Source organism: Streptomyces sp. BHT-5-2, assembly GCF_019774615.1.
In the GTDB taxonomy this organism is placed as follows: domain Bacteria; phylum Actinomycetota; class Actinomycetes; order Streptomycetales; family Streptomycetaceae; genus Streptomyces.
Window position 1 is genome coordinate 2,178,798 of sequence record NZ_CP081497.1, and the last position, 24,859, is coordinate 2,203,656.

Consider the following 24,859-nt stretch of genomic DNA (forward strand, 5'->3'; position numbering starts at 1 on the left):
GGCGGGCACGGCGGATGACGGCGGTTAGTGGTACCTCCTGCTCTGCGAAGAGGGCCAGTCGTCCGCCGCGCCCACGCTTCTTACGGGTTGGTGTGGACCGGTGGTGTGTCCATCAGCCGGTGGTACTCGTCACGGACGAAGCGCAGCAGGGCTGCTGCCGCCGTCTCGGTGAGGTGCGGGGGCTCTTCGGGCAGGCGTACCGTCAGCTCGGGAGCCGCGGCCGCAGGAGGTGTCCGCCGCGTGGTCTCGGCGGGCATCGCGTTGTGTGACGGGTTCGCCGTCATCGCTCACCCTGCCGCCATAGGACAGTCGACGACACGGATCCGCCTCTAGGACCCTCGGTGGCACCGGGCTGGCTTCTCGGGGCGCACGTGCGGGAGCGGAAGCCGGCTGCAGAGGCCGGCGTGCGGCTCTTGGAACACAGCATCCCGTCGCCTCTTCGGGAGCGGGTGAACAGCAAAACGTCCTCGTGCTGCACCACTGAGAGCGGGATGCCTTGTCGGCGCGCGTCGCGGACATTCTTCATCTGGAAGAACGACGGGCGGGAGACCAGGTGACCGTGGCGGATACCGGCGAGGAGGGCAACGCACCGTTCGGACGGGGTGAGGCCGGCGGCCTTGCCGGCGGCAAGGACAGCGGAAGGCAAGTCGATGAGTTCGCCGCGTTCACGCCAGGGCCGGGTGGTCACCACGACCCTCCCACCCGGGCGGAGCATGGTGCGGCACTGGGCGAGGATCTCGGTGAACGCCTCCAAGAGGTGGGCGGTGGAGACATGAGCGAGATTGGCCCGGTCGTGGCCGTAGCGGAAGTCCTTCTTGACCACCCCCGGTTCGCCGGTCTCCCGAGAGGAGCGCACCTGCCCGTGGACGCTGGGACCGTAGGGAGGTGAGGTGACCACGAGATCCACCTCGCCGCGAGCATCGGCGGGAGCGAGGTCGGCGAGGTGGCGGGCGTCGCCGCAGCGGACGATGCCGGTGCCCGTGCCGCTTTCTTGTGCGGCGGTGCGGGTGTTGAGGGAGGCGAGGGTGGCCCACTTGGGTTCGTATTCGATGCCGAGGGCGTTGCGGCCGAGGTGGAGGGCTTCGACGAGGGTGGTGCCGATGCCGCACATCGGGTCCAGGACCAGATCACCGGGTTGCGTGTAGGTGCGGATGGCGTGGGCGGCGATGCCGGGGTGCATCTTGGCCGGGTGCGCCGCCGAGCCGGCAACGTAGCGGCCTTTGCGCTGGGCGGGGGCCGAGGTGGGGGCGGTGTTCCACACCGAGAAGGGGTACGTCATGAGCGGGCTCCTTCAGCTCCGGTGTGGTGGATGGCGCTGAGGGCGATCAGGTCGCTATGGGCCACCCCGGGGCTGGCGTCGGTGGGTGGGGTGGGGATGAGGCGGTCGTCGGCGGGGTGGGCGTGCGCGACGATGACGTGCTGGAGGTAGCGGAAGCCGGCGGTGCGGGCGCAGGCGATGAGGGAGCCGAGCGGGTCGGTGAGGATGCCCTCGTCCCGGCGCTGACGGGTGGCCAGCAACAGCAGTCCGTCGGCGGGCAGGAGCCGGTGCGCGCGGTAGAAGAACCCGGGCCAGCCGTCCTCCATTGCGCCGGGCATCTCGCTCGCGCCGCCGCATGTCGGGGCGTTGGTGGGGGTCGGGAGGGCGTCGGGGTGGAGTTCGGCCAGCAGTAGCGAGAGTCTGCTGGGGGCGCCGTCGGTGTAGGTGAGGACGGGGGTGCGGGTGTCCATGCCCGGCTCGGTGTCTCGTACGGAGATCTTCAGCAGGGGCGCGGGCCGTTGATCGGCCCGGGTGGTGAACACGGTCCGGGCCCGCTCGATGGCCCAGTCGGGAAGGACGGTGCCGGGGGTAGGTGCGGCGTGCGGCTGGTCGGGGGCGGGGAGCCAGATGGTGGTCGGCAAGGGGCGGGTGGCGCGAGGCCGGGGGGTGTGCGGGGTGCGGGGCGAAGTGGTGCGCATCGGTGAGTGGCGCCCGGGAAGTGGGATCGAATCCGTCTGGTGCTGACGTGAAGTAAAGAGAAACGACGGGCCGGAATTGTCATCCACGGCAGGAATGTTCGATTCGCGGCTGCGGCAGCAGTCTGCCCGTGCCGTCATGGACCCGAGCGATCATCTGGTGGCATTTGCCCAGTTCAGATGCGCAACGAGCCAGTGCCGAGCCACCGGCGAGCCAGTGCCGAGCCACCCCTCCGGGCCACCCGACAGCCGGGGTGGGACAGCACGAAGGATTTTCTTGTGTTCGATATCAAATGGCGCAACGGCGATTATCCCGCTTCCTCTTCAGGTGTAGCTGGTGTCCATGCGCCAGCCGGCGTCGTCCGGGGCGTCTGGGTGCGGGAAGCGGATGGGGAAGGTGCGTCCCGATCGACGTGTGGTGCCCACAGGCTCGGGCTGACGAGTTGGTCGAAGGCGCCGTGCAGGCGCGTGGTGGTGGCTGCCCGCGGGAACGGCTCGGCCGCGTAGCCTCCGAGCCTGAGGACTGAGGGCTCAGCTCAGGTGGTCGGGGCGTCCGGGGCGAGCCCGGTCTCGCGCCACAGGAACGCCCGGCACTGCTCCGCCAGCGAACGCGGCGACGCTTCGGGAAGACGGACGAAGCCGTCCATGACCTGATCTGCTGTCAGCCCATCCCGCATGCGGCCGATTCCCGTCGTGCCCGCAAAAGACCAGCCACCGAGTCTCCTACGGAGTCCCGGCCGCGGCCGGCGACGGCGATCCGCAGCCGTCAGTGCATCAGGCCAATGTGCCGTGGTGGGAGTACTGGCTTCCACTCGGAGTGGCCCCAAGCCTCAGCTGTGGTTCATCCCTGGCGCGTTCATACGTATTCCGAAGCACGTGGTCCAGCGAGCCAGTGGTGAGCCAGTGCCGGGCCACAACGCGGGGGCGCAGGGGGGCAACCGGTCCGGCAGGGAAATATCTTTTGTTCGATTCCAGGCCGTGAAGGTGCAGGCGCGATGCTGGTCATCGGGGCGGGCCAGCGGCGGGGTATCGCACAGCCCGGGCCAGTGGCTCGGCTGTGGCGCGGGGGTGGTGCGCGGGTGGACCGTTGGTGGCACGGGGCGGTGACAGGGGTGGCGGCAGATGTTGTCCGCCACTCCCACAAGGAGCTCAGATGCACCCCCTCTCCCGTCCCTCCTGTCGCCACTCCACTTGCCCGCGTCCCGGCGGCCTTTCGCCGCTGCAGGCGCTGGAGGAGTCCTTCCTTGCCCTCGCCGCGGCGGCCGAGCCGCTGATGCTGCCGGCGTACCTGGTGTGCGAGGAGCCGGAGCAGTCCGTGCTGCCCGTCGATCAGGTCCGCACTCGTCTTGCCCACCCCGGTACCTCGACGGTGCTGCATGAGCGGGCCTGGCGTGAAGTGGTCCGCCGCGCCCGGCGGCTCGGTGCGCCCTGGGACACGGTGGCTCTGGGCATGACCGTGCCGGTGCTGCACCGGATGTTGGCCCGCCTGGGGCGCTGTGATCACCTGGAGCGTGCGGAGCTGGAGCAGGAGGCGCTCGCTGCGGTGACCGCCGCCCTGTATGCCGTGGACGTTGATGGCACTGGTGTGGGGTGGGAGTTGTTCGCCGCGGCTGACCGGGCGGTGCATCGCCTGGAGTACGCCGCACGCCGCCGCACCCAGCGCGAAACCGGGCCGCAGGAGGCGAGCGCGAGCCGCCTTGGCCATGCCGCATCGCCGGACTTGAGGGCACTGGAAGCCGGAAGAGGCGAGGCGGAGGACGAGTACTCGGTGCTTGCCCTCGCGGTCAGGGCGCGTGTGGTGAACATCGCCGAGGCGCAGCTGATTGCCCGTACCCGTCTGGAGGGTGAGCCGATGCAACGCCTCGCAGAGGAGCGCGGGGTGAGTTGCCGTCAGCTCTACCGTCACCGTGCTGCGGCCGAGCAGCATCTGGCCGCGTATCTGCGCCACCAGTTGCGCGAGGGGTGACTGTCGGCTGTTCGGAGACTTTTCCGGCGGCGGATGTCAATTTCGCTGCCCTGAGTCTCTTTTACAAGTGAGCAAGTCACCGCCGGATCCGCGCCATGGATGTGGCGGTGGCACTCAGCCAGGCACCGTCACGGTTGTGCTGACGGTCCTGTTGCCGCTGGTGGGGTGAGCACGTCCGTCTCGTGCTGACACCCGAGCCCCCTTCCCGCCGCTCCTTGAAGGAGGACGGCCCCGGGCAGAGGGATTCGTGTTCGCCCCACCGCGCGGCGTCGTACACGGCGGTGTGACGTGCGCCGCTGGCCTGTTGTGAGTTTTCCCGTTTCCCCGCTGCCGTTGGAGGCGTCCGTGATGTTCGCAACGATCCGCCGGCCGCGCCGACGGCTGATGTGCCGGGTGGGCCGGTGGTCGGCCCGGTTCGGTTTCATCACCGTGCTTGTGTCGCTGGTGCTGCTGGCGGATGTGTCGCAGGGGTGGGCGGTCGCGACCATCCCGACGGTGATCTCGAATCTACGGAACTGGATCATCGGCATCCTCGCCGGCCTCGCCACGCTGTTTCTGACCTTCGGTGGACTGCGTTATCTGATGGCCGGCGGCGATCCGGGGGAAGTCGAGGCCGCGAAGAGGGCGTTGAAGGCCGCCGCGATCGGCTACGGACTGGCGGTCCTGGCCCCGGCCCTGGTCACGGTGCTCCAAAGCATCGTCGGCGTGGGCGGCGGAGGCGGGCAGTGATCCCCGCCAGACACTTCCTGCGCGCCGTGCTCATGCTCGCCGGCGTGGCCGTCCTCGTCCTGGGGCCGCTCTCTGCCCTGCCTGCCTCCGCGCAGGCGGTACACGCAGTGGCGCAGGCGCCGGAAGCCCCGGAGCCGCCGCGGCCTGAACCTCAGCCCGCGCCAGGCCCCACCCCCTCCCAACCCGAGCCACCTGCATCACCGCGGCCCGCTCCTGCCCCCGGGCCGACGCCCGCTCCAGGCCGCCCCTCGCCACAACCGTCCCCGTCACCGTCTGCGGAGCCGGCTCCTGGGCCTACGCCTCCGGCGTGTGAGGCGATGGGCAAGGAGTGCGTCAAGGACACCTCCTCGGGCTGGGATGCCCTCACTGACATCCCCGGCATGATCACGGGCGCGATCACCTCGTTCCTGGGCACGCTGATCGAGCAGATCATGAAGCCGCTGCGCGAGTTCCTCGCCGACACCCTGCTGGCAACCCCTGATGTCACAAAGCACGCCGACATCAAGCGGCTGTGGAAGGCCATGCTGGGGATCACTGCCGGAATCTACGTCCTGTTCGTGACGGCGGGTGGCATCACGGTCATGGGCTACGAGACCATCCAGTCCCGCTACGCCCTCAAACAGATCCTGCCCCGCCTGCTGGTGGGAATGGCCGCGGCAGCCACCTCCCTGACGGTGATGGGCAAGGCCATCGGCCTGGCCAACGCCCTCGCCCACGCGATCATGGCCACCGACCTCGCGGACGCAGGGCAGGGCATGGTCGAACGCGTCCTGCCCTTCGCCCTCTTCGGCGCGGCCGGGCTGAAGCTCTACCTGATCCTGCTGGCCATCGCAATGATCGCGCTGGTCCTGGCGGTGATGATCGGCTTTATGGTGCGGGTCGCGGTGATGGCGCTACTCGCTGTCTGCGCACCCCTGGCCCTGGCATGCCACGCCCACCCTGTAACCGATCCCGTCGCCCGGCTGTGGTGGCGGGCCCTGGCCGGCTGCCTGATCATCCAAATCGCCCAGTCGGTCACGTTCGTCCTGGCCCTCAAGCTGTTCTTCGCCCCCGGAGCCTCGACGCTGGGCATCCCGAAGTCCGACCAGCTGGGCACGTTGCTGGCCGGATTGGGGTTGTTCTGGGTGCTGTTCAAGATTCCCGGCTGGGCACTGCAGGTTGTTCTGCGGGGCACGCCGGTTCACCAACCGCACGCTCCTGCTGCTGTGCGTGTGCTGAAGCATCTGGCGCTGTACCGGCTCATGGGCCATTACCTGCCCGCAACTCGTCTGTTGCGCCGCCACAACGGCGGCGCAGGCGGCAGCGGGGGAGGTGGGTTTGGGCAAGGGCGTGGTGGGCCGGGAGGCAGGCCCGGCGGGCCGGGTGGCGGCGGAGGGGGCGGCAGTCGGCCGCCGGCTCCTGGACCTGGACACGGCGGAGGCTCTCGGAGTCGTGCCAGTCGGCCAGCTGACCTGCCCAGCCCTTCTGCCAGCCAGGGCGCAGCCGGTTCTCCTGCGGCAGGAGGAGCACATCGGACGGCGCCCTCCGGCACCGGGAGCACGACGCCCACGGTCACTACGACTCCCGGCCCAGCGCCCAGACGTTTCCCCCTCGGCCAGGCTCCCCGGCGCCCTGGTCCGCGTGCCGCTCCCTTCACCCGCGCCTCCAACGCCCCTCGAACCGTGCTCCACCCCGCCGCGGCCCGCCGACGCCAGCAGCTCACCGTGCCCGTACCCGCCGAGCACACCCCGCCCCGGCCATCCCGACCCACCCAGACACCACTGCCGATCCGCACCGAACACAACCCCACGCCCCCACAGCCCCGGCCGAACCGGACATCCCCACCCCCACGCCCCGGCTCCACCACGACGCCACCCCCGCCCACCAGGCAACCGACCCACCCCAACCCCACCGAACCCATGCGCCTACGGCCTTCGCGCCCCATGCAACTGCGACTCCCTCTCGAACCACCCAGGAGGTAATCCATGGCAGGACCCGACGACCCCACGGACGCCCCATACACCCCATGTGCCACGCGAATCCCTGCCGACATTTCCCGCCCCGACCGAATCCTGGGCCCGTTCACCGCCCGACAGACCGCAACCCTCGCCGTCGCGGCGGTGGTCGTGTACGGCGGCTGGTGGGCCACCCGCCCCTTCATGGCACCGCTCGCCTACGCGGCCCTGGTGGTCCCGATTGCAGGGGCGTCGGCCGCGCTCGCCCTCGGCCGGCGGGAGGGCATCGGCCTCGATCGTTTCCTGCTCGCCGCGCTCACCCATGCCCGTACGCCCAAGCGCCGTGTGCACGCCCCCGAAGGCGTTCCGCCACTGCCGGACATCGTCCCCGCCCGCTGGGCGAAAAGCGCAGGGCCGTCTGTCGCCGCGATGCGCATGCCCTACGACGGCATCGCCGCAGGCGGCGTGCTCGATCTGGGCAGCGGCGGGAAGGCGGCTGTGGCGGAGTGTTCGACGGTCAACTTTGAGTTGCGATCGGCCGCCGAACAACAGGGCTTGAGTGCGGCGTTCGCCCGTTGGCTCAATTCCCTGACCGGCTCGACCCAGCTGCTGGTGCGCTGCCATCGCATCGACCTCGCATCACTCGTCGACAACCTGCAGCATCATGCCGCCGCGCTGCCCCATCCCGCCCTGGAGCGAGCTGCCCGCGACCATGCCGATTTTCTCTCCGAGTTGGCGTTGAGCCGCGACCTTCTGGGCCGGCAGACCCTGCTGATCGCCCGCGAGGAAACCCCAGCGGGCGAGAGCCGGCGGCGCAGTGGGAGGGAGGGGCGGGCGCTGCAGCGTCTGGAGGAGGCGGCCCGGGCCCTTGCGCCGGCCGAGATCAACGTCACGGCCATGGACAGTCAGCGCAGCGCCGAGCTGTTGAGCGCAGCCTGCAACCCCAACACCCCCACCCGGACCGACGACCGACTGGAAGGTGACGTGTGATGCCTCGACTTCTCCATGGCCGCCCCCATCGGCACACGCCATCGCAGGGAGCGAGTGTCAAAGAGTTGCTCGACGTGTCCGGCCCCGAATCCCTCGAGGTTCATGCCCGCACCCTCGCCGTCGGCGCCCATGTAGTCACCACGATGGTCGTCACCGGTTACCCGGCCGAGGTCACCCCCGGCTGGCTCGCCCCGCTGTTGAACTTCCCCGGCCACCTCGACATCGCCCTGCACATCGAACCTGTCCCCAACCCGGTAGCCGCCGCTGGCCTGAAGAAACAACGCGCCCGCCTCGAATCCGGCCGTCGCACCGGCTTCACCAAGGGACACCTCGACGACCCCGAGGTGGAGGCCGCCGCCGCAGACGCCGCGGAACTGGCCTACCGCATCGCCCGCGGCGAAGGAAAACTCTTCCACGTCGCCCTCTACCTCACCGTCCACGCCCCCGACGAGGACACCCTCGCCGACCAAGCCGCTGCCGTCCGCGCCACCGCCGAGTCCCTACTCATGACGGTGGCCCCGACCACCTACCGGGCCCTGCCCGGCTGGCTGGCCACCCTCCCGCTCGGCCTCGACACCCTCAAGATCCGCCGCACCTTCGACACCGCCGCCCTCGCCACATGCTTCCCCTTCACCAGTCCCGACCTCCCCACACCCACCACCACGGACGGCCAGGCAGCAGGTGTCCTGTACGGCCTGAACGTGGTCTCCGGCGCTCCGGTGCTGTGGGACCGCTTCGCGCAGGACAACTACAACTCCATCTGCCTGGCCCGCTCCGGAGCCGGCAAGTCCTACCTGACCAAACTGGAGCTGCTGCGGCTGCTGTTCACCGGTGTCACTGCCTCAGTGATCGACCCGGAGGACGAGTACGTCCGCCTCGCCGAAACCGTCGGCGGACACGTGGTCGGACTCGGTTCCAACGGCGTGTGCCTCAACCCTTTCGACCTTCCGACCTCCGCTTCTGAGGGCGAAGACGTCTTGACGCGGCGCGTGTTGTTCCTGCACACCTTCCTTGCTGTCCTCCTCGGCACGGACCTGACCGCGGCCGAGAAAGCGGTGATGGACCGGGCGATCCTCGGCACATACACCCGCGTGGGGATCACCGCGGACCCCCGTACCTGGCGGCGCACCCCGCCCACGCTCGCCGACCTGGTCGTCGTTCTGAAAGAGGACGGCAGCGAGGTTGCCACGGACCTCGGCGACCGGCTGGCCCCCTATACCACCGGATCGCACGCCCGCCTGTTCAACGGCCCCAGCACCGCCGCCACCACCGGGCACCTGGTCGTCTTCGCACTCCGCCATCTGCCGGACGAGGTCAAGGCCCCCGCGATGCTGCTCGCGCTCGACGCCATCTGGCGGCAGGTCACCTCCCGCCCGGGCGCCGGCCGCCACCTGGTCGTGGTGGACGAGGCATGGCTGCTGATGCGCGACGGAGCCGGCGCCCGCTTCCTGTTCCACATGGCCAAAGCCGCCCGCAAGTACTGGACCGGACTGGCAGTGGTCACCCAGGACGCCGACGACGTCCTCGCCTCACCGCTTGGGCGCGCCATCGTCTCCAACGCCGCCACCCAAATCCTGCTCCGCCAAGCCCCACAGGCCATCGACACCATCAGCGAAAACTTCCACCTCTGCCACGGCGAACGAGAGTTCCTCCTCTCCGCCTCGCGAGGAGAGGCGCTGCTGCTGACCGGGGACCGTCGCCACAAAGTCGCCCTCGCAAGCATCGCCGCACCTGGCGAACACGAGGTGATCACGACAGATCCGAGTGAGCTCACCCTCCAGCAACGTGACGAAGTCACCGAGGTCGATGACCCCGACGAGTGCGAGCTCCCCGGGACTGGCCACAGGGAGGGGACGCCGTGACTGCGTACGACTTCTTTCTCGCCGTGAACCGTCCGGACGGTCCGCTGGTGGACTTCCTCACCAACCCGAGCAGCTTCTGGACACACCTCGGCCACGGAGCCGCCAACTCGCTCGAAAGATATGCGCCTCTTCTCCTCCCGTGCGCTGTCGTCGTAGTGACCGGTGGCTACGTGGTGCGCCGCCGACTGCACCGGTGGCGCCAACACCACCTTGCCCACAATGCCCGCTGCGTGGAAATCCTCGCCCCGCCCCACGTCACCCCCAAGGGCGGCGAGGTCCTATGGGCCCAGCTCTCCGGCCTCCTACGCCCATGGTGGCGCCGCCTGTCCACCGGCCAGCCCCACCTGGCCTTCGAATACACCTGGTCCCACACCGGAATGCACATCAGCCTGTGGGTCTCCGGCACAGTTCCGTTGGGGCTGGTACGCCGTGCAGTGGAGGCCGCCTGGCCCGGCGCCCACACCCGCCTCACCGAACCCTCGCCTCTGCTTCCGCACGGTCACACCGTCAGTGCGGGACGCCTGCGGACGGGTCGTCCTGATGTCCTGCCGCTACGCACCGACCACCCCACCGACCCTCTGCGCGCACTGCTGCAGGCCGCCACCGGTATGGCCGAGGCGGAGTCCGCCTGCGTACAAATCCTGGCCCGGCCGGCCACCGGCAGCGCGCTGCGCCGCGCCCGACGCCAGGCACGCCACCTCAAAGCCGGCCACACCGCCGCCCGCCTACCCGCCCTGACTGCGCTCCTCTTGCACCGTGCCCAGCCGTCCGCCACCGGCAAGCTGGACCCCGAACACGGCACCGCGGTAAGGCAGTCCGCCGCGAAACTCTCCGGCTCCCAGTGGCAATGCGCCCTCACCTATGCCGCCACCTGCTCCACCGAGCAAGAGCGCGCCGATGATGTCTCAAGGGGCCGAGCCCACGCGCTGGCCTCCGCCTTCGGACTGTTCGCCGACCGCAACTACCTCGCCCGCACCCGCCTCCGTCGCCCCGAACCACACCTGAGCTCAAGGCACTTCCCCTTCCGCACCGCCCTGCTGTCCGTCCCGGAACTCGCCACCCTGGCACACCTCCCCTCCGACCCCGACGCGCCCGGCCTACGACGGGCCGGCGCCCGTTCCGTCCTCCCGCCACCGCAGGTCCCCGAACCCACACCAGGAGCTGGGGTCAAGCCCTTGGGCCGCGCCGACACCGGCGCATGCCGCAGCGTCGGTCTCGCGGTCGCCGACGTCCGCCATCACCTGCACGTCATGGGCGCGACCGGCTCAGGCAAGTCCACCCTGATCGCCAATCTCGTCCTTGACGACGTCCGCCACCACCGCGGCGTCATCGTCATCGACCCCAAAGGCGACCTGGTCACCGACCTGCTCGACCGCCTCCCGGACACCTGTGCCGACCGCCTGGTCCTCGTCGACCCCGACGACGCGCACAGACCGCCGTGCCTGAACGTTCTGGACGGCACGGACATCGATGTCGTCGTGGACAACATCACCGGCATCTTCCGCCGGATCTTCACCGCCTTCTGGGGACCGCGCACCGACGACGTGATGCGCGCCGCCTGCCTGACCCTCCTCAAACACCGCAACCACACCCACCAACTGGTCACCCTCGCCGACATCCCCCGCCTGCTCGGCGAATCCGCCTACCGACTGCGCATCGTCCCCACCCTCAAAGACCCGGTCCTGCGTGGCTTCTGGGCCTGGTACGAGTCGATGTCCGAACCCTCCCGAGCCGCCGTGGTCGCACCGGTCATGAACAAGCTCCGTGCCTTCCTCCTGCGCGACTTCGCCCGCCGCGCCATCGCCGCCGGCCCCTCCACCTTCGACCTCACCCAGGTCCTCGACGGGGGCATCCTGCTGGCCCGCCTCCCCAAAGGAGCCCTCGGCGAAGAGACCGCCCGGCTACTGGGCTCCTTCATCGTTGCCGGTGCCTGGCAGGCCGCGGCCGCCCGCGCCCGCACGCCCGAACGCCAGCGGATCGACGCCACCTTGAGCATCGATGAGGCACAGAATTTCCTCACCCTCCCGTATCCGCTGGAGGACATGCTCGCCGAGGCCCGCGGCTACCGCCTGTCGATGCTCCTGGCCCACCAGCACCTCGCCCAGCTCCCACGCGACCTGCGCGAAGGCATCTCCGCCAACGCCCGCAACAAAGTCTTCTTCAACACCTCACCCGGAGACGCAAACACCCTGGAACGCCATACCCTCCCCGCACTGGCCGCTCACGATCTGGCCCATCTCGGCCCCTACCAGGCTGCCGCCCACCTCCTTGTCGGCGGTGCGGAAACCGGCGCCTTCACCCTCACCACCCGCCCGCTGCCACCCCCGATTCCTGGCCGTGCCGTGGACCTCCGCGCGGCAGCCGCCGGCCGCAATGGACCCCGCCCGGCCACCCGTCCCTGACCCGCCCCCCTTGAAGTGAACCTGGTTGGTGATTGCCATGCCCTCCCTGCCTCGTCCTGCCTCCGGCCCCGGCTCCCGCTACACCGCCCGCGCCGCAACCACCCGACACCGCCCCACCCAGCACACCGACGTCGCCACGCTCGCCCACCGCCTCACCACCCGCGACCTCTGGCTGACACGTATGCTCCACGAGCACCGCGTCTTCACCACACCCCAGATCGCCCGCCTCGCTCACACCTCACTGCGTTCCGCCCAACGGCGCCTGCGTACCCTTCACCAGCACGCTGTCCTGGACTCCTTCCGCCCGCTGACACAGACCGGCTCGGCACCCGAGCACTACACCCTCGGCCCCCTCGGAGCCGCCCTGCTCGCCGCCCACGCCGGCCTGGACACCGCAGCCCTCGGATGGCGCCCCACCCACACCGGCCGCATCGCCTACTCCCCATCCCTGGGCCACGACCTCGGCGTCAACGACCTCCTCACCCACCTCACAGCCCGCACCCACACCACCCCTGACACCGGGCTTCGCCTGTGGCTGTCCGAACGCTCCGCGGCCCGCCGCTGGGGCGACCTGATCCGCCCCGACGCCTACGCCCACTACCGCGACGGCGACCACCTGCTGCCGTTCTTCCTCGAATACGACACCGGCAGCCAATCCCTCGCCCGTGTCGAAGCCAAACTCCCCGGCTACGCCGCCTTCACCACGACAACCAGCACCCGCCCCGCCCTCCTCATCCACACCCGCACCCAATCCCGCGACCAAGCCCTCCGCCACCGCCTGGCCGACACCGCCCGCGAACTGGGCCTGAACGTGGCAATGTCCTCCGCGGACTTCACCACAACCAGCCCCTGGGGGCCGTGGTGGGCACCCCTCGGGCCCGGCACCCGCCGCACCACCCTCACCGATCTCGCCGCCCAGTGGCCCGACCTCAGCCCCGCCTCTGGCCTGGAACCCACCGATGCCGACACCACCCTCACCCTCCCCGTTCCCCCACTCCCACCCGCCGTCCGACCCGAGGCTCAGACGTGAGCTCCCTCCTGGGAAAGGCGGTCGCCGGCATCGGCTGCGCCGTGCTGTGCCTGCCTCTGCTCGCCGCCGTCACTCTCGCCGCGGCCTTCGGCGGCATGACCTCAGACAGCAGCACGGCGGCCACTGCGAGCAGGCAGGCGATCAACGACATCCCGCCCCGCATACTCGCCCTCTACCAACGCGCGGCCCTCGCCTGCCCCGGCCTGTCCTGGACAGTCTTGGCCGCCATCGGCAAGACCGAGACCGACCATGCCCGCCACCCCACCATGGTCTCTACCGCAGCTGCCGTCGGGCCGATGCAGTTCTTGCCGTCCACCTTCCAGGCATACGCGCACCCCGTACCCCCTGGAGGCAAGCGGCCACCGACGCCCTGGGACCCGGTCGACGCGGTGTACGCCGCGGCCCGCCTGCTGTGCGCCAACGGCGCCCGAGGCGGCAGAAACCTCCAGGCAGCCCTCTACGCGTACAACCACTCCCACACCTACGTGAGCCAAGTCCTCACCACCGCCCGCAGGTACACAGCCATCGCACCACTCCCAACAAGTGCTGTGGCCAAGGCGGTTGCCTTCGCCCGCGCCCAGCTCGGCGTCCCCTATGTATGGGGCGGCGACGGGCCCTCCGACGGCGGCTTCGACTGCTCCGGCCTCACCCAAGCCGCCTACCATGCCGCAGGCATCCGCCTCCCTCGCGTCGCACAATCCCAATACGACACCGGCCCCCAACTCCCCAAGGGCACCCAACTGGCCCCCGGTGACTTGCTGTTCTTCGGACCCAGCCCACACCGCATCACCCACGTGGCGCTCTACGTCGGCGCCGGACGGGCGATCGACGCACCGCACCCCGGAGCCGTCGTCCGTCAGGGGCCCGCGCGCACCAGCGCCTCGTCCTTCCAGGGTGCGACAAGGCCCACGCCCCACGGAGGCAACGGGTGAAGCAGGTCGAAGCCCGCGAAGCCGTCAGCCTCCTGCGCACCATGACACGGGTCCTGTGCGTCGTCGGCGTCCTGGCGCTGGTCTTCACCACGGTCAACGTCACCCGATTCGCCACCAGCCGCGACGTCCCCCTCCCCATCGCCGTCCTCCTCGACCCCATAATCGGCACCGCCCTCGCCGGCGTCCTCTACGTCGACGCACGCCTCGCCGCCTGGGGCATCACCCCACCCGCCTGGTCCACCACCTTGCGCTGGAGCGCAGGCTCCACCGCCGCCCTCATAAACACCTGGCAAAGCCTGTGGCCCGACGGACAGATCGGCTGGCCCCACCACGCCGACCCCGCAGCAGTCCTCCTCCACCTCACCCCCGCCCTCCTCCTCATCGCCCTGACCGAGACCATCGCCGCCTACCGCCGCACGATCACCGCCCTCCTCGACCAGACCACCCCCACCGACCAGACCAGGCCGACCGAACCGACCGACCTGCCCGGCCCGACCGCCCCAGCACATCCCCGCACAGCCCCTGCCCCCCGATCGGCCACCGAGCGCACCGACCGCGAACCGACCACCGACGCCGCGCTGCCCATCGACTCCCCACCACAGACCACATCCGCCCCCACCCCGCCCTGTGTCCAAACCGCCCACCCCGGCATCACCAACCCAGCCCCCACCAGGCCAAATGCGGCCAACGACGCAGCCCACAGCCCACGTCCCGACCCCGACCGCCCACCATCCGGGATCCGGGCGGCAGACGCCGACCTATGGCCGCACGCCCTCGCCCTGGACAAGACCACCCGGGCTATCACCGGCCAGCCCGCAAGCATCTGGCGACTCCGAAACGAGCTACACCTCGGCTCCAACCGCGCCCGCCGCATCCACCACCAACTCCACAACCACAACACCGACCGACCACCCCCGATCGAATGAACTCCGCTCCGCCCCCTCCGACCGACCACACCGACCAGACACCGACCGCCCGACCGACCGCTCCCCAAACCCACCGCCCCCGCACCGGCCCACCGCGCAAGCCCCGTACCGCCCGGGAGCCATGCCCCCACACACGCAACCGGGAACAACCCCGCGTAATGCCTCGCTTGACTTCCCGCCCGGGGCGAGCGTCCATGGTCGTGGCCGACAAGAGCCCAGTGGGTTCCCCAAGCGTGAACTCGCCCTCGTCACAGCCACGTTCGCCCGGATGAACGCGCCGCGCACGCGCCGGCGAACACCGCGGCCCGCCAACGCAGCGCCGCACCCCGGCCGGGGACCTCAACCACCCACACTGCACTCGGAATCGAGGACCCCAACATGTCCGACACCAACCCCGACACCACACCCACCCCAGACAACGCCTCCGCCCCGGAACCGCCCACGGGCCTGACCGGCGCAGCCGCCGCTGTCTACACCGAACTGATCGGCCGGACCGAACCCGTCACCGTCGCCGAACTTGCCCACGCCGCAGGCATCGGCCACTCCACCGCCGGACGCGCCGTAACCACCCTGGAGAAGCGCGGCCTCGCCGCCCGCACCCCCGGCGGCCACGATGGCCCCCGCCGCATGCCCGACCTCTGGCACCCCGTACCTCCGACGCCCACCTCCGAGACCACCAACACGCCAGAACACGACCCACAGCACACCGACACGCAGCCGGAAAGCACTCCCACCGATTCCGCGGAACGCGTCGACGACGACGTAGAAGGCGATGAGGAAACGTCCGAGGACAGGATGTCCAGCACCGCCGCAGCCCCTGCCCCCGACATCCCCAACCCCACCATCACGGACGACACCGACCTGCCCACGGACACCCCGCCCGACGCCCCCGATACGTCGGCCGCCGACAACACCGACCCCAGCGCCGAGCCGGAAGCCGACACCCCTCACGTAGAGGCGTCCCAGGGCACCGAGCAGCCCGACGGCAACAACAGCCAGGAAGACGGCCCACAGAGCGGGGATGACAACGCCCCCGTGTCGAGCGAAGCCGCCGAGGCGCATAGGGCACCGGCGCAACCGGCACCGACCAAGGACGGGCGGCTCGCACCAGGAGCGCTCCGGCAGATGGTCATCGACCACCTCCACGCACACCCCGACGAGGCTTTCACCGCCACCCGCATCAGCCGCGTCATCGAGAAGTCCTCAGGCGCCATCGCCAATGCCCTGACCAAGTTGGTCGGACTCGGCATCGCAGAACAGGCCACCGACCAGCCGCGAACCTTCCGGCTCGCCCGCCACGCCCAGGCGGACACCACTTCCTAACCGCCCGTCGAAACCGGCCAGGGCGCGCCCCGCACACCATGCGGGGCGCGCCCCGTCTTTCGTCGTCGTTGCACGTGGCGATTCGAGTCCGGTAAGCGCCGCATGGTGCGCAGGCCGGCTTGATGCTTCCGCCGTCGCGCAACAGGCGCGACGGCGCGCTGGCGGCTACGTCGTTGAACGAGCCCGGCTCCGTAGGCCCCCGCATCGTTGCGGTTCCCCTCCATGAGCGAACCGGCTCGGCGCATGCTCACGCCTCCGGCGAAAGCCGTAGTGGGTTTACCGGTCGTTCTCAGGCACGAGTGAGCCGTCGGAGGTGCCGAGCAGGGGCTGGCTGCGGAAGGTTTGGCTTGTGCTTACGGGGGTCTCGTTGATGTCCGCGTGGATCTTGCGGGCGAGGTTTTCGATCACCGTCACGCCGGCGGGCATGCTGGCGTGGTCTGAGGTCAGGACCACGAGCCCGTAGTCATGGTCGGGTCCGGTGAATGCGCCGACGCTGTGGACGCGCCAGCCGCCACCGGTGCGCTGAAGCCAGCCGTTCTTGACGTGGACCCTGGCGCCGCTCGGTGCGCCGGCCGGTACGCCCCAGCGCTGACTGGGGATCACCCGGTTCAACAAGTCCAGCGCGTAGGCCCGGGAGCGGTCGTTGAGGACGGGGTTCGTGGCGGTGAACAGGGCCGTCAGCGTGAGCTGGTCGGCGGCGTTGATCTGGGTCAGTCCCCAGTAGCCTTCCGGGTCGGGGACGGTGTGCTTCATGCCTGCAAGGCGCAGGAATACCTTGATGCGGGTGAGGCCGAGCCGCTTCCACAAGGTGGTGGTGGCGTCGTTGTCCGACGCAGTGATCATTTTTGTGGCGAGGGTGCGCTCGGCCCCGGTCAGGTCACGGTGTTCGTCCTGGGCCTGGCGCAGCAGTGCGCCCAGCACGATGACTTTGACGACGCTGGCTGAGTCGTGTTGCCGCTCGGCGTCGTAGGTGCAGCTGGTCTTGGTGGTGCGGTCGTACAAGGCGATCGAGGTGTGCCCCTTTGCGCCCGGGGAGTTCACCACGGTTTTGATGTCCTTGGTGAGCCGGTCGGCGAGACCGGCCTTGGTGGAGGTGCATACGACCTGAGGGGTTGTCCGGCCGTTTCCTGACGCCGTGGCTGCGCTGGCCGGGACGGCGGCCACGAGGATCGAAGAGAACGCCGCGGTGAGAGCTGTCACGGCTGACGCGCGCCGCAGCCCGCCGACAGGGGGACATATTCGGTGAGGCAAGAGGGACGTTCCTTTCGATTCATGGTCGCGAGGGGCCCTGCCCACGGCCAGTGGGCAGGGCCCCTCGCGGGTAATGCAAGCTCATCGAGTATGCATGCGCCCTGCGATGCGCTGGAAAATGCTTCGTCTCCGCGTGCGGATGTCCCGGGATCTATCGCCCGGGACATCCGCCGCGCTGTAAGCCGTTCCTACCGTTCAGGGCTCTGGGTAAGAGGTGTCAGCAACTGGCAACCGGGGTCTGGAACGTACCCTGGCCGTTTACCTTCAGCAGTCCAATGGTGGGAGCACACCGGAAGCCGGAATCGTAGGACGTCCACGAGCTGGACTTGGTGGTTCCGGCAGACTGCGTGAACGTGCCGCCGTAGTGGTAGGTGCCTCGGTGGCTGTAGCCCAGCTGGGCTGTGATCTTGCCTCCACTGACCTTCTTGTAGCTCGTCGTGATCGTTACATTGGCGCCGAGTACCTTGCTGTGAAAGACGGCACCGCTGCTCAGAGAGGTGCAGGTGTTTCCGTTGATCTTGCCGTCGCCGGGGCAGCCTGCGGCATACAGGGTCGGCGCGTTGGCAGACGGGGCGCTGGCTGCGTGAGCGCTTGTGGTGGTGCCCAGTGCCGTCAAGGCGAGCGCAGCAACAGCTATGGAGCGAGTGGCCTTGGTTACCGAATTACGCATGGTGAACCTCCTGTGGGCCAAGCGTTCTTTTCAGACGCGAGGACCTTTGTGTATCTGCGAGTCTTCTTCGCTTCGTGCCTGTCGCGAAGTCCCGTACACCGGGATATCTAGTTGATGGTCGTTTCCACTGCGCCGTCCTCTACTGAGTCCGGCGGGTCGATCTTTTGCTTCCTGCTCGCCCGGGGATCGACCTTCCCGGAGTTGGCATCGACATAGACCGGTTCCAGGATGACGTTCTTGTCGTCGGCCTCGAAGGCGGTCATCCACTGTGATCGCCACTTGCCACCGCGCTGGACGGCAAGCAATTCGCTTTCGATGGCTCGCACATGGTCAGCTCCCTTGGGAAGCCCCAACGAGTCGAGGGCGGCACGCTGAGCGGATGCCTTGTCGACTTTCACCGGGGGAAGGTCCCTGGGGTCGTCCGCGCTGCGGACCAGGAGTTGGGAGACGCGTCCGGCGGTGTTGATCTGGACATCCAGACGCATCGGCATCAGCACGCCGTTGCTGTCCCGGCGGCGCCAGCTGACGATCCATCCGAGTTCCGCCCTTTCACCGACGGGGTAGACCTGCGGCTTGGCATCCCGGAGCTCGTTCGGGTAGTGCTCTTCGGCGTATCGGCGGGCGATGGGAAGGGCGTCCTTCTCGCCGGCCGGGGCGTGGGTGACACCGGGAACGGGGAAGCTGGCCGAGGTGGTCTGACTGGAACTTTCCAGGCTGACGTTGAGTTGAGACGCGTCGGGCCATGACAGCTCGGCGGAACCGCTGTCCAGGGCGACGAGCAGAGTGTCCGGAGCGTCGTCAACTCCCGGCCGGAGTTGGACATTGTTGATGGTGTAGCGGTCACCGAACGCCTGCCGGATGGCTTTCTGAGCTGCCTGCTGCTCCTTGCCCCCAGTGAGTTGGAGGCTGGTGGCGTCGACTGCCGTCGGGGTGATCCAAAGAGCCCAGGCGATGGCAGCGCCCCCAAGGAGCACCGCGGACGTGAGCGCGGTAGCACGAGCATGACGACGCAGGGGGGCCACCGGGCGGCGTCTGAACCGTAGCAAAGCCCAGGCGAGCAAAGCGCCGGCAATTCCGCCCAGCGAGTTCATTTCCAGGTCGCTGCTGTCACATCCACGGTGGACCCACGGGAGAAGGGTCTGCAGCAGTTCAGTGGCCAAGGACAGCAGGATGCTTCCGGCCAGAATCGGGAGCAGTGACCGCAGTGCCATCAGCCCGAAGAAGCCGATGGGCAGGAAGAGGAGCAGGTTGAGCAGACCTTGCTCGGTGGCGAACGGCTCAGCGACATTGCGGTTGATGACGCAGGTGTGTGTGCCGTCCGCTGTCGCGGCCCCGCTGGGCAGGAAGAGGGTGAGGGCCAGCTCGGCCGTCACCGAGGCGCCGAGCGCCGCGTGGGCCCAAGGCCGTCTGCCGACGTGGTGAGTGAGCCAGAAGCAGGCCGCGGCCACCACGAGGATGGCCAAGGGCGCTGCGATGAGGAAGCCCACTTGGTCTTTGAAGATGGCGGAGAACACGGAGCGGTGTCCTAATCCGGGAGAGCAGGGAAAAGGTCCGTTCCCGGCGTCCGGGGACCGGCCGGGAGCGGATCAGGAAGCGGTCGGCCGGCGATCAGCTGGTGCAGGTGGCCAGCGGCGTCTGGTAGGTCTGCTGGCCCGACACCTGCAACATCCCGACGGTGCTGGAGCAGTAGGTGACACCACTCCACGTGTAGCTCTTGGTCGTACCGCCGCCCTGGCTGAACCAGCCGCTCCAGTGGTTGGTCCCCGCCCGGTTGAAGCCGAGACGCGCCTTAATACCCGAGCCGCCGGTCTTCTTGTACGAGGTAGACGCCTTGTCGTTGGTGAACTTCTGGTGGAAGAGGGCACCACTGCTCAGCGACGTACAGGTGTGGTTGCGGGCAATGCGCCCATCCCCCGGGCATCCGGCGGCGTAGGCAACCGCCTTGCCCGTGCTGGAGGGGCTTTCCGCGTGGGCGAGGGGCGACGTTCCCATCGCCACCAGCGTCACTCCCGTCATCGCGGTCGCGCGTATGAGCTTCTTCATGTTCATCACAGATGCGTCTCCAGACGCCACAGCCAGGCTGTGGATGGCCAGTTCGATGGAGGAAGTACGCGTTGCGTCGCAGCGATAGGCATACGTGCAGGCGTGGCCTGTCCCCCTGCGGGCGCCACCCCGAACGGGTCGAGTGTCCGTTCGGTGCGGCGGGCATGAAATTACGAGGGGGTTTGCGCGATGTACAGCCAAGTTGGCGCATTTAAGTCAACTTGAGGTCGTTTTGAACGGGTCCGTGACGACAGGGGATTGATGTCCATAGGCGAGGCCGGGGGCGCCTTGACGGCCACGCCTGCTGACCCTTGGGCGCCCGTGAGCGGCTGGATCTTTTCGGTCAATGAATCGCAAAGAATGCTTGGCGGATCCTTGACCTACACTCCGCGCGCTCCTCTCAGCGAGCACGCCGGCGCCTACCGAACGGAACATCGGCCAAGTCGCCAAGCGCCGCGCCAAGTGCGGGTGCCCCCGCGACACGCACGTCCCCACCCCACTGCCGATGCCCTCCATAGCCTGGTGGTGGCACAACCCCGGCGCCTCCGCACTCACCCCCACCGGCCCTGGGTACCTCAACCGCCTGTATCTTCCGCTCCGCCGCCCCGAGCTCCCGCTTTCACGGTGGGGTGCCGTCCGTGCCGTAGCGGACGACACCCCGTCAGGTTATGAACGGATGGTGGTGGCGACGCCGGTCTCCTGGTCTGGGCGCTGTGTGCGGGGCACAGGGGTGGGGTCGGTGATTGCGGTGCACAGGGCGCGGATCAGATGGGTGGGCGTACGCGGGTGGGCCGTGGCGTGCCAGAGGGTGATGTGGTCGTTCGGCCGGCTGGCGGCGAATAGCCAGTTCGCCACGCCGTGACCGTGCTCGTCGGAGGTCCCGGTGACGATGACTGCCCGTTCGTCGGGTGCGTACCAGGCGCATTCGTACCGGGCGAGGTCACGGATCCACCCGGCGGCCGACAGCGGTACGGTCGCCTCGTCCGGCCAGCCGACGGGCCGTAGGTAGTGCGGGTCGCGTTCCCTGCCTGCTGTGCCGTCGGAGTCGGTCAGGGCTGCGGCGAGAGCGGCGGGCAGTTCCGGCGGGGTCTTGGGGGCGAAGCGCACCGACCACGCGGCTACTTCGCCGGGGCCGGGGCGGGCGGTGAACTCCCAGCTCGATGCCCGCCGTCCTTTCCTGGGTGCAGGCAGAAGGCCGGAGGGAGTGTGGAGAGCTTCCAGCAGTCCGCCGGTCTCTCGGCGACTGAACACAAGGCAGTCTCCGATGGATTCGCAACGCCATTGGGCACTCTGTAGCTGTTGGATGAGGGCGCTGGTGGCAGTGGCGTCCGGGCCTGCCAGGTATCGGGGGGCGATCAGGACAGGGCTTGGGTCGGTGTGAGAGTTCACCGTGGGAATCCCTTCGTGGCGGGTGGGTGGTGCGGGGCGGTACCGGGTCCAACGAGTTGGCGCTGCCCGGCGCTGGGCCGTTTGGCCCGGATCGGTGTTCCGTAGTGCGTGCCGCCCCGGGCGATGCCGGGGCGGCACGGTGGCCGGGTCATGTGCGGGTGGTGGCCAGGGCGGCGGTGGCAGCCTTGGCGATGGCGGTGATGGCCTGGGCCGGGTCGGTCAGTTCCACCACGGTGGTGCCGGGGAGGGGCCGGGGGTCGGGGGCGAAGGCGAGCCAGAGCACCGCGCAACCGGTCTTGCGCAGGGCGGTGATCCGGTTGGCTGCGCGGGCGGCTTCGGTGGGGTTGTAGTAGCCGTCGGAGGCGACGACCAGCAGGCGGCCTGCCCCGGGCCGGTCAAGGCCGAGTCCAGCGGTCAGAGCGTCGGTGGCCTCGGCCAGGCAGTGCCCCCTCCCCTTCACACCGAACTGTGTGACGGTCCTGGGGGCGCGTCCGGGCGCGGTGATGGCGGTGACCGAACGGTCGTAGGCGACGGTGGCACTGCGGGAGTCGGGGTCGGTCAGCGCGGTGGCTTTGGCGAGGATCCAGGCGGCGGAGGCGATCGGGGCGGTGGCGCGATGCATGGAGCCGGAGACGTCGACGGCGATCCCCACCCGCAGCGGTGGGGTGGGCGTGGGGCGGTGGACGGTGCGGGTCCAGGGTGTTGCGGTGGGGGTGGCACCTGCGGCGCGTTGGGCGTCCCGGGCGAGGGCTTGGCGCATGTTGAGGCGTCCGGGCGGGGCGACGGAGGCGGTCACGGTGGCAGTGCGTTCCCGGTAGGCGGCAGCCCGCAGCACCCTGGCCAGTCGCCCGGCGGCCGCTTTCTCCCCTGCTTCCGGTGCCCGGGTTCCGGTTACCGGCGAACGGTCGCGGCCGTTGCGGGAGTCGCCGGGAGTGAAGGGGCGTCCGTTGGAGTTGAAGACCTTCTCGGCAGTCTGCGCCGCCTGCCGCGCCCGGGCGGCCTGGTCGGTCTGGGCCTGTGCGCGGGCCGCGCGGGCAGCGGTGACCTTGGCTTCGGCTGCAGCCTGGGCCGCCTCGTTCGCCTGGACCTGGCTGACCACCTTGCCGACGGCTTCGGCCAGCTCACCCACGCGGCCACCTGTCGGGGCGGGGGGTGGCGGCGTGCCCGTGGGGTCGGCGCTGAGGGCCTGGCACCAGGCGCGGGCATGGTCCAGCATCGCCGCCCCGTCCCGGTCACCGGTGGCGTGCGCTGCGGTCCAGATGTCACTGAGGGTGTGGAGGAGGTCGGGGCCGAGGATGCCGGTGATGGTGTGTTCCAGGGTGTGGGTTTCGTCTGGGTCGAGGATTCCGGCGTCGCGGCGGGCGAGGAGCAGGCCGGCCGCGAGGGCGGCCTGCCAGCGGTCGGTGGGGGTGGTGCTGGTGAAGTCGGTCAGGATCAGGGTGCGGACGGCGGCGCGGAGGTAGCGGCGGTCGCCGGGGCGGCGGTGCAGGTGCGCCAGTTCGGCGCGGGACTCCTCCAGGATTTGCCCGGCCTCATCGAGGGCGGTGCCGCGCAGTTCCGGTGGGGTGTGCCAGTGGCTGTGGGCGGCGTGTGCGGCCTCGTGGACGAAGGCTCCCCAGGCGGTGGGGTAGCGGTCTTCGTCGCCGGGCCGGGCGGGGCGGATGGTGGCCGGGTGCAGGGGTGCGAAGAGGGCGGTGTCGATCTCCAGTTGGGCGGTGGTGGGGTAGAAGGCGACGGGGGCACCGGAGCGGGTGCCGTGTTCGCAGGTGACGAGGATGTCCTCGCGTCCGGTGAGTTCGGGTAGGCGGGTGCTGAGGGCGGCGGCGATCCGCAGCCAGTGGGCACGCTGCGCGGTGGGGCGGGGTTCGGTGAAGTTGCCGCCGTCGTCCTCCCAGCGGGCGGTGGCCCATTCGGCTTCGGACAGGGCGGGCGGGGCCGGTGGGAGATGGTTGTGCAACTGGGCAGCCATGGCTGGTCGTTCCCTTCGGAAGTTCCGGACAGTGGGTATGCGGGGGTGGTGTCGGGGATGGCCGGAGAGGGGCGGGCCTGCGGGGCCCGGCGCGGGGCCGGGCCCGGCGGCGGTGGTTAGAGCTGGCGGCCCAGTGCGAGGGCGGTGACCGGGCGGCCGAGGGCTTTGGTGACGATCTCGGCGACCACATCGCGGTCTTCCAGGGGCGCGATACCGACCAGGTTGGCGAAGGCGGCCTCGGTGCCCAGGACATCGGCGATCTTCTGGAACGCGATCAACTCGCGCAGTTGCGGGGCCCAGCCGACCTCGCCCGCCTGCTGCCCGGTAGCCAGGTGGCGGGCCACGCGCACCGCCGTGCGGTTGATCTTCAAGGAGGCGGCCAGGTCGTAGTCCGACCCGACCTGGATCTGCACGCTGAACCGGGAGGCCAGGGCCTCGGTCAGCACCGCCCCGTGGACGCCCGGGTTGTGACCGGCGATCACGTAGAAGCCGTCGGCGGCGGTGATCGTCTCGCCTTTGTGCGCCTTGACCTGGATCTGTCGGCGTCCGTCCATCGCCGGATACAGGGCGGCCAGCACCTTCGGGGAGATCAGGGTCGCGTCGTCCAGGAGGAGGGCGCACCCTTCCTGCATCGCGGTGACCAGCGGCCCGTAGATGAACTCGTAGCTGCCGCTTGAGTCCTGGGTGTATTCGCCGACAAGGTCACCGACCGTGGTGTCACCGTCCCCGGCCACCGTGATCAGGTCGGGAAAGGCCGCCTCGATCAGCGAGGTCTTCCCCGTCCCCGGCGGCCCGTACAACAACACCGCAACCCCCGCCTCCCGCAGCTTCCGCAATGCCTCGACATCCGGCAGTTGCGCCAGGGCCCTGGGGTGATACTGCTGCCCGTTCGGGCGGGTGATCGGCTGCGGCTTCCCGCCCGACGGGGCGGCCTTGGGGGGCTGGGTAGTTGGCCGTGGTCCGGGTACGGGCGAACTGGGGATGGGCGGGTTTGTGGGGGTGGCTTGGGCGGCAGAGGCCGTCTTGGGCGTTGCGCGGTACATACGGGGCTTGGAGCCCACTCGTTCCGCCTCGCCGCGGCTTACGAGGGTGTCGCAGGCGTTGCCGACGGCGCCTCCCGAATGTCCCAGAATCTTCGCCAGTTCGGTGACGCTGAACAGCGAACCGGAGTGATCGGCAAGGATCTTGGCGACCCTGGCCCTCAACTCACCGGGTCGCGCTTTCGACGGCGCGGCCAAGGTGGCAGGGGCGGTGGATGCGGGGTGCGACTGTGTCTGAGGTGGGGACGGGGGCTCGGCTTGGGGCTGGGGCGGCGTGGTCATGCGTGACTCCGTTCTCGTGGTCGTCGGAAGGCGGCAGGCCAGAGCGGCTACTTGTCGGCGGGCGGCGCCTGACGCGGCACGCTGGGACGCCGAGGGGGCTGCGGCGGGCGGGTCTGGGGCTCGACCGGGCGCCGGGGCCGGGGGATACGGGGGATCACAGGGGCGTTG

General features: G+C 69.6%; 21 protein-coding genes. 10 read left to right on the top strand and 11 right to left on the bottom strand.

From position 1 onward, the window contains the following. Positions 1 to 80: 80 nt before the first annotated feature. The 4 genes from K2224_RS37355 to K2224_RS37370 all read right to left on the bottom strand — a co-directional run bounded on the left by K2224_RS37355 (position 81) and on the right by K2224_RS37370 (position 2,630). Positions 81 to 284, bottom strand: a complete 204-nt coding sequence (locus K2224_RS37355; protein WP_221911538.1) for a hypothetical protein — start codon at positions 282 to 284, stop codon at positions 81 to 83. After that, positions 281 to 1,279 carry a TRM11 family methyltransferase gene (locus K2224_RS37360; protein ID WP_260693723.1) on the bottom strand — a complete coding sequence of 333 codons (999 nt, stop codon included), beginning with the start codon at positions 1,277 to 1,279 and terminating at the stop codon, positions 281 to 283. Before K2224_RS37360 ends, K2224_RS37355 begins: the two co-directional genes overlap by 4 nt. Next, positions 1,276 to 1,956, bottom strand: a complete 681-nt coding sequence (locus K2224_RS37365; protein ID WP_221911539.1) for a hypothetical protein — start codon at positions 1,954 to 1,956, stop codon at positions 1,276 to 1,278. The genes K2224_RS37360 and K2224_RS37365 overlap by 4 nt, the downstream gene beginning before the upstream one ends. 533 nt (positions 1,957 to 2,489) lie before the next feature. Further along, positions 2,490 to 2,630 (bottom strand): hypothetical protein, encoded by a 141-nt coding sequence (locus tag K2224_RS37370; protein WP_221911540.1) that lies wholly within the window; start codon positions 2,628 to 2,630, stop codon positions 2,490 to 2,492. Positions 2,631 to 3,106: 476 nt separating this feature from the next. Here K2224_RS37370 and K2224_RS37375 point away from each other — a divergent pair, with 476 nt between their 5' ends. From K2224_RS37375 to K2224_RS37420, 10 genes are all read left to right on the top strand, one after another. Then, positions 3,107 to 3,919 carry a hypothetical protein gene (locus K2224_RS37375; RefSeq protein ID WP_221911541.1) on the top strand — a complete coding sequence of 271 codons (813 nt, stop codon included), beginning with the start codon at positions 3,107 to 3,109 and terminating at the stop codon, positions 3,917 to 3,919. A gap of 348 nt (positions 3,920 to 4,267) precedes the next feature. Then, positions 4,268 to 4,648 carry a pilin gene (locus K2224_RS37380; RefSeq protein WP_039637831.1) on the top strand — a complete coding sequence of 127 codons (381 nt, stop codon included), beginning with the start codon at positions 4,268 to 4,270 and terminating at the stop codon, positions 4,646 to 4,648. 317 nt (positions 4,649 to 4,965) lie between these two features. After that, on the top strand, positions 4,966 to 6,609 hold the full coding sequence (locus K2224_RS37385) for a hypothetical protein (RefSeq protein ID WP_221911542.1): 1,644 nt from the start codon (positions 4,966 to 4,968) through the stop codon (positions 6,607 to 6,609). A gap of 3 nt (positions 6,610 to 6,612) precedes the next feature. After that, positions 6,613 to 7,572 carry a PrgI family protein gene (locus K2224_RS37390; RefSeq protein ID WP_221911543.1) on the top strand — a complete coding sequence of 320 codons (960 nt, stop codon included), beginning with the start codon at positions 6,613 to 6,615 and terminating at the stop codon, positions 7,570 to 7,572. Between the two features lie 65 nt (positions 7,573 to 7,637). After that, the gene (locus tag K2224_RS37395) at positions 7,638 to 9,434 is read left to right on the top strand and encodes a VirB4 family type IV secretion system protein (protein WP_260693725.1); all 1,797 of its coding nucleotides are present in this window, start codon (positions 7,638 to 7,640) and stop codon (positions 9,432 to 9,434) included. Then, a complete protein-coding gene (locus K2224_RS37400; protein ID WP_221911544.1) occupies positions 9,431 to 11,836 on the top strand; it encodes a helicase HerA domain-containing protein in 2,406 nt (801 codons plus the stop codon). The genes K2224_RS37395 and K2224_RS37400 overlap by 4 nt, the downstream gene beginning before the upstream one ends. Before the next feature lie 37 nt (positions 11,837 to 11,873). Then, positions 11,874 to 12,866 (top strand): replication-relaxation family protein, encoded by a 993-nt coding sequence (locus K2224_RS37405; RefSeq protein ID WP_221911545.1) that lies wholly within the window; start codon positions 11,874 to 11,876, stop codon positions 12,864 to 12,866. Beyond that, on the top strand, positions 12,863 to 13,798 hold the full coding sequence (locus tag K2224_RS37410; protein WP_221911546.1) for an NlpC/P60 family protein: 936 nt from the start codon (positions 12,863 to 12,865) through the stop codon (positions 13,796 to 13,798). Before K2224_RS37405 ends, K2224_RS37410 begins: the two co-directional genes overlap by 4 nt. Beyond that, on the top strand, positions 13,795 to 14,724 hold the full coding sequence (locus K2224_RS37415; protein ID WP_221911547.1) for an extensin: 930 nt from the start codon (positions 13,795 to 13,797) through the stop codon (positions 14,722 to 14,724). Before K2224_RS37410 ends, K2224_RS37415 begins: the two co-directional genes overlap by 4 nt. Before the next feature lie 378 nt (positions 14,725 to 15,102). Further along, entirely contained in the window at positions 15,103 to 16,047 is a 945-nt protein-coding gene (locus K2224_RS37420) for a helix-turn-helix domain-containing protein (RefSeq protein WP_221911548.1), read from the top strand. A gap of 276 nt (positions 16,048 to 16,323) precedes the next feature. Here K2224_RS37420 and K2224_RS37425 read toward each other — a convergent pair whose 3' ends face one another. The 7 genes from K2224_RS37425 to K2224_RS37455 all read right to left on the bottom strand — a co-directional run bounded on the left by K2224_RS37425 (position 16,324) and on the right by K2224_RS37455 (position 24,691). After that, positions 16,324 to 17,247: a serine hydrolase gene (locus K2224_RS37425; RefSeq protein WP_221911549.1), complete on the bottom strand. Its 924-nt coding sequence runs from the start codon at positions 17,245 to 17,247 to the stop codon at positions 16,324 to 16,326. A gap of 268 nt (positions 17,248 to 17,515) precedes the next feature. Beyond that, the gene (locus K2224_RS37430; protein ID WP_239010185.1) at positions 17,516 to 17,968 is read right to left on the bottom strand and encodes a hypothetical protein; all 453 of its coding nucleotides are present in this window, start codon (positions 17,966 to 17,968) and stop codon (positions 17,516 to 17,518) included. Between the two features lie 107 nt (positions 17,969 to 18,075). Further along, positions 18,076 to 19,482, bottom strand: coding sequence for a VanZ family protein (locus K2224_RS37435; RefSeq protein ID WP_221911550.1), 1,407 nt, complete (start codon positions 19,480 to 19,482; stop codon positions 18,076 to 18,078). Positions 19,483 to 19,576: 94 nt separating this feature from the next. Continuing rightward, entirely contained in the window at positions 19,577 to 20,017 is a 441-nt protein-coding gene (locus K2224_RS37440) for a hypothetical protein (RefSeq protein ID WP_221911551.1), read from the bottom strand. Between the two features lie 660 nt (positions 20,018 to 20,677). Further along, on the bottom strand, positions 20,678 to 21,262 hold the full coding sequence (locus tag K2224_RS37445) for a DUF317 domain-containing protein (RefSeq protein ID WP_221911552.1): 585 nt from the start codon (positions 21,260 to 21,262) through the stop codon (positions 20,678 to 20,680). Positions 21,263 to 21,548: 286 nt separating this feature from the next. Beyond that, positions 21,549 to 23,369 carry a VWA domain-containing protein gene (locus K2224_RS37450; protein WP_221911553.1) on the bottom strand — a complete coding sequence of 607 codons (1,821 nt, stop codon included), beginning with the start codon at positions 23,367 to 23,369 and terminating at the stop codon, positions 21,549 to 21,551. Positions 23,370 to 23,485: 116 nt separating this feature from the next. Further along, the gene (locus K2224_RS37455) at positions 23,486 to 24,691 is read right to left on the bottom strand and encodes an AAA family ATPase (RefSeq protein WP_260693727.1); all 1,206 of its coding nucleotides are present in this window, start codon (positions 24,689 to 24,691) and stop codon (positions 23,486 to 23,488) included. Between the last annotated feature and the right edge of the window lie 168 nt (positions 24,692 to 24,859).

What these genes read in the sequence shown, in the direction of transcription:
- K2224_RS37355 (WP_221911538.1), bottom strand. Translation starts at nt 284, where the DNA reads ATGACGGCGAACCCGTCACACAACGCGATGCCCGCCGAGACCACGCGG.
- K2224_RS37360 (WP_260693723.1), bottom strand. Translation starts at nt 1,279, where the DNA reads ATGACGTACCCCTTCTCGGTGTGGAACACCGCCCCCACCTCGGCCCCC.
- K2224_RS37365 (WP_221911539.1), bottom strand. Translation starts at nt 1,956, where the DNA reads ATGCGCACCACTTCGCCCCGCACCCCGCACACCCCCCGGCCTCGCGCC.
- K2224_RS37370 (WP_221911540.1), bottom strand. Translation starts at nt 2,630, where the DNA reads ATGCGGGATGGGCTGACAGCAGATCAGGTCATGGACGGCTTCGTCCGT.
- K2224_RS37375 (WP_221911541.1), top strand. Translation starts at nt 3,107, where the DNA reads ATGCACCCCCTCTCCCGTCCCTCCTGTCGCCACTCCACTTGCCCGCGT.
- K2224_RS37380 (WP_039637831.1), top strand. Translation starts at nt 4,268, where the DNA reads ATGTTCGCAACGATCCGCCGGCCGCGCCGACGGCTGATGTGCCGGGTG.
- K2224_RS37385 (WP_221911542.1), top strand. Translation starts at nt 4,966, where the DNA reads ATGGGCAAGGAGTGCGTCAAGGACACCTCCTCGGGCTGGGATGCCCTC.
- K2224_RS37390 (WP_221911543.1), top strand. Translation starts at nt 6,613, where the DNA reads ATGGCAGGACCCGACGACCCCACGGACGCCCCATACACCCCATGTGCC.
- K2224_RS37405 (WP_221911545.1), top strand. Translation starts at nt 11,874, where the DNA reads ATGCCCTCCCTGCCTCGTCCTGCCTCCGGCCCCGGCTCCCGCTACACC.
- K2224_RS37420 (WP_221911548.1), top strand. Translation starts at nt 15,103, where the DNA reads ATGTCCGACACCAACCCCGACACCACACCCACCCCAGACAACGCCTCC.
- K2224_RS37430 (WP_239010185.1), bottom strand. Translation starts at nt 17,968, where the DNA reads ATGCGTAATTCGGTAACCAAGGCCACTCGCTCCATAGCTGTTGCTGCG.
- K2224_RS37440 (WP_221911551.1), bottom strand. Translation starts at nt 20,017, where the DNA reads ATGAACATGAAGAAGCTCATACGCGCGACCGCGATGACGGGAGTGACG.
- K2224_RS37450 (WP_221911553.1), bottom strand. Translation starts at nt 23,369, where the DNA reads ATGGCTGCCCAGTTGCACAACCATCTCCCACCGGCCCCGCCCGCCCTG.
- K2224_RS37455 (WP_260693727.1), bottom strand. Translation starts at nt 24,691, where the DNA reads ATGACCACGCCGCCCCAGCCCCAAGCCGAGCCCCCGTCCCCACCTCAG.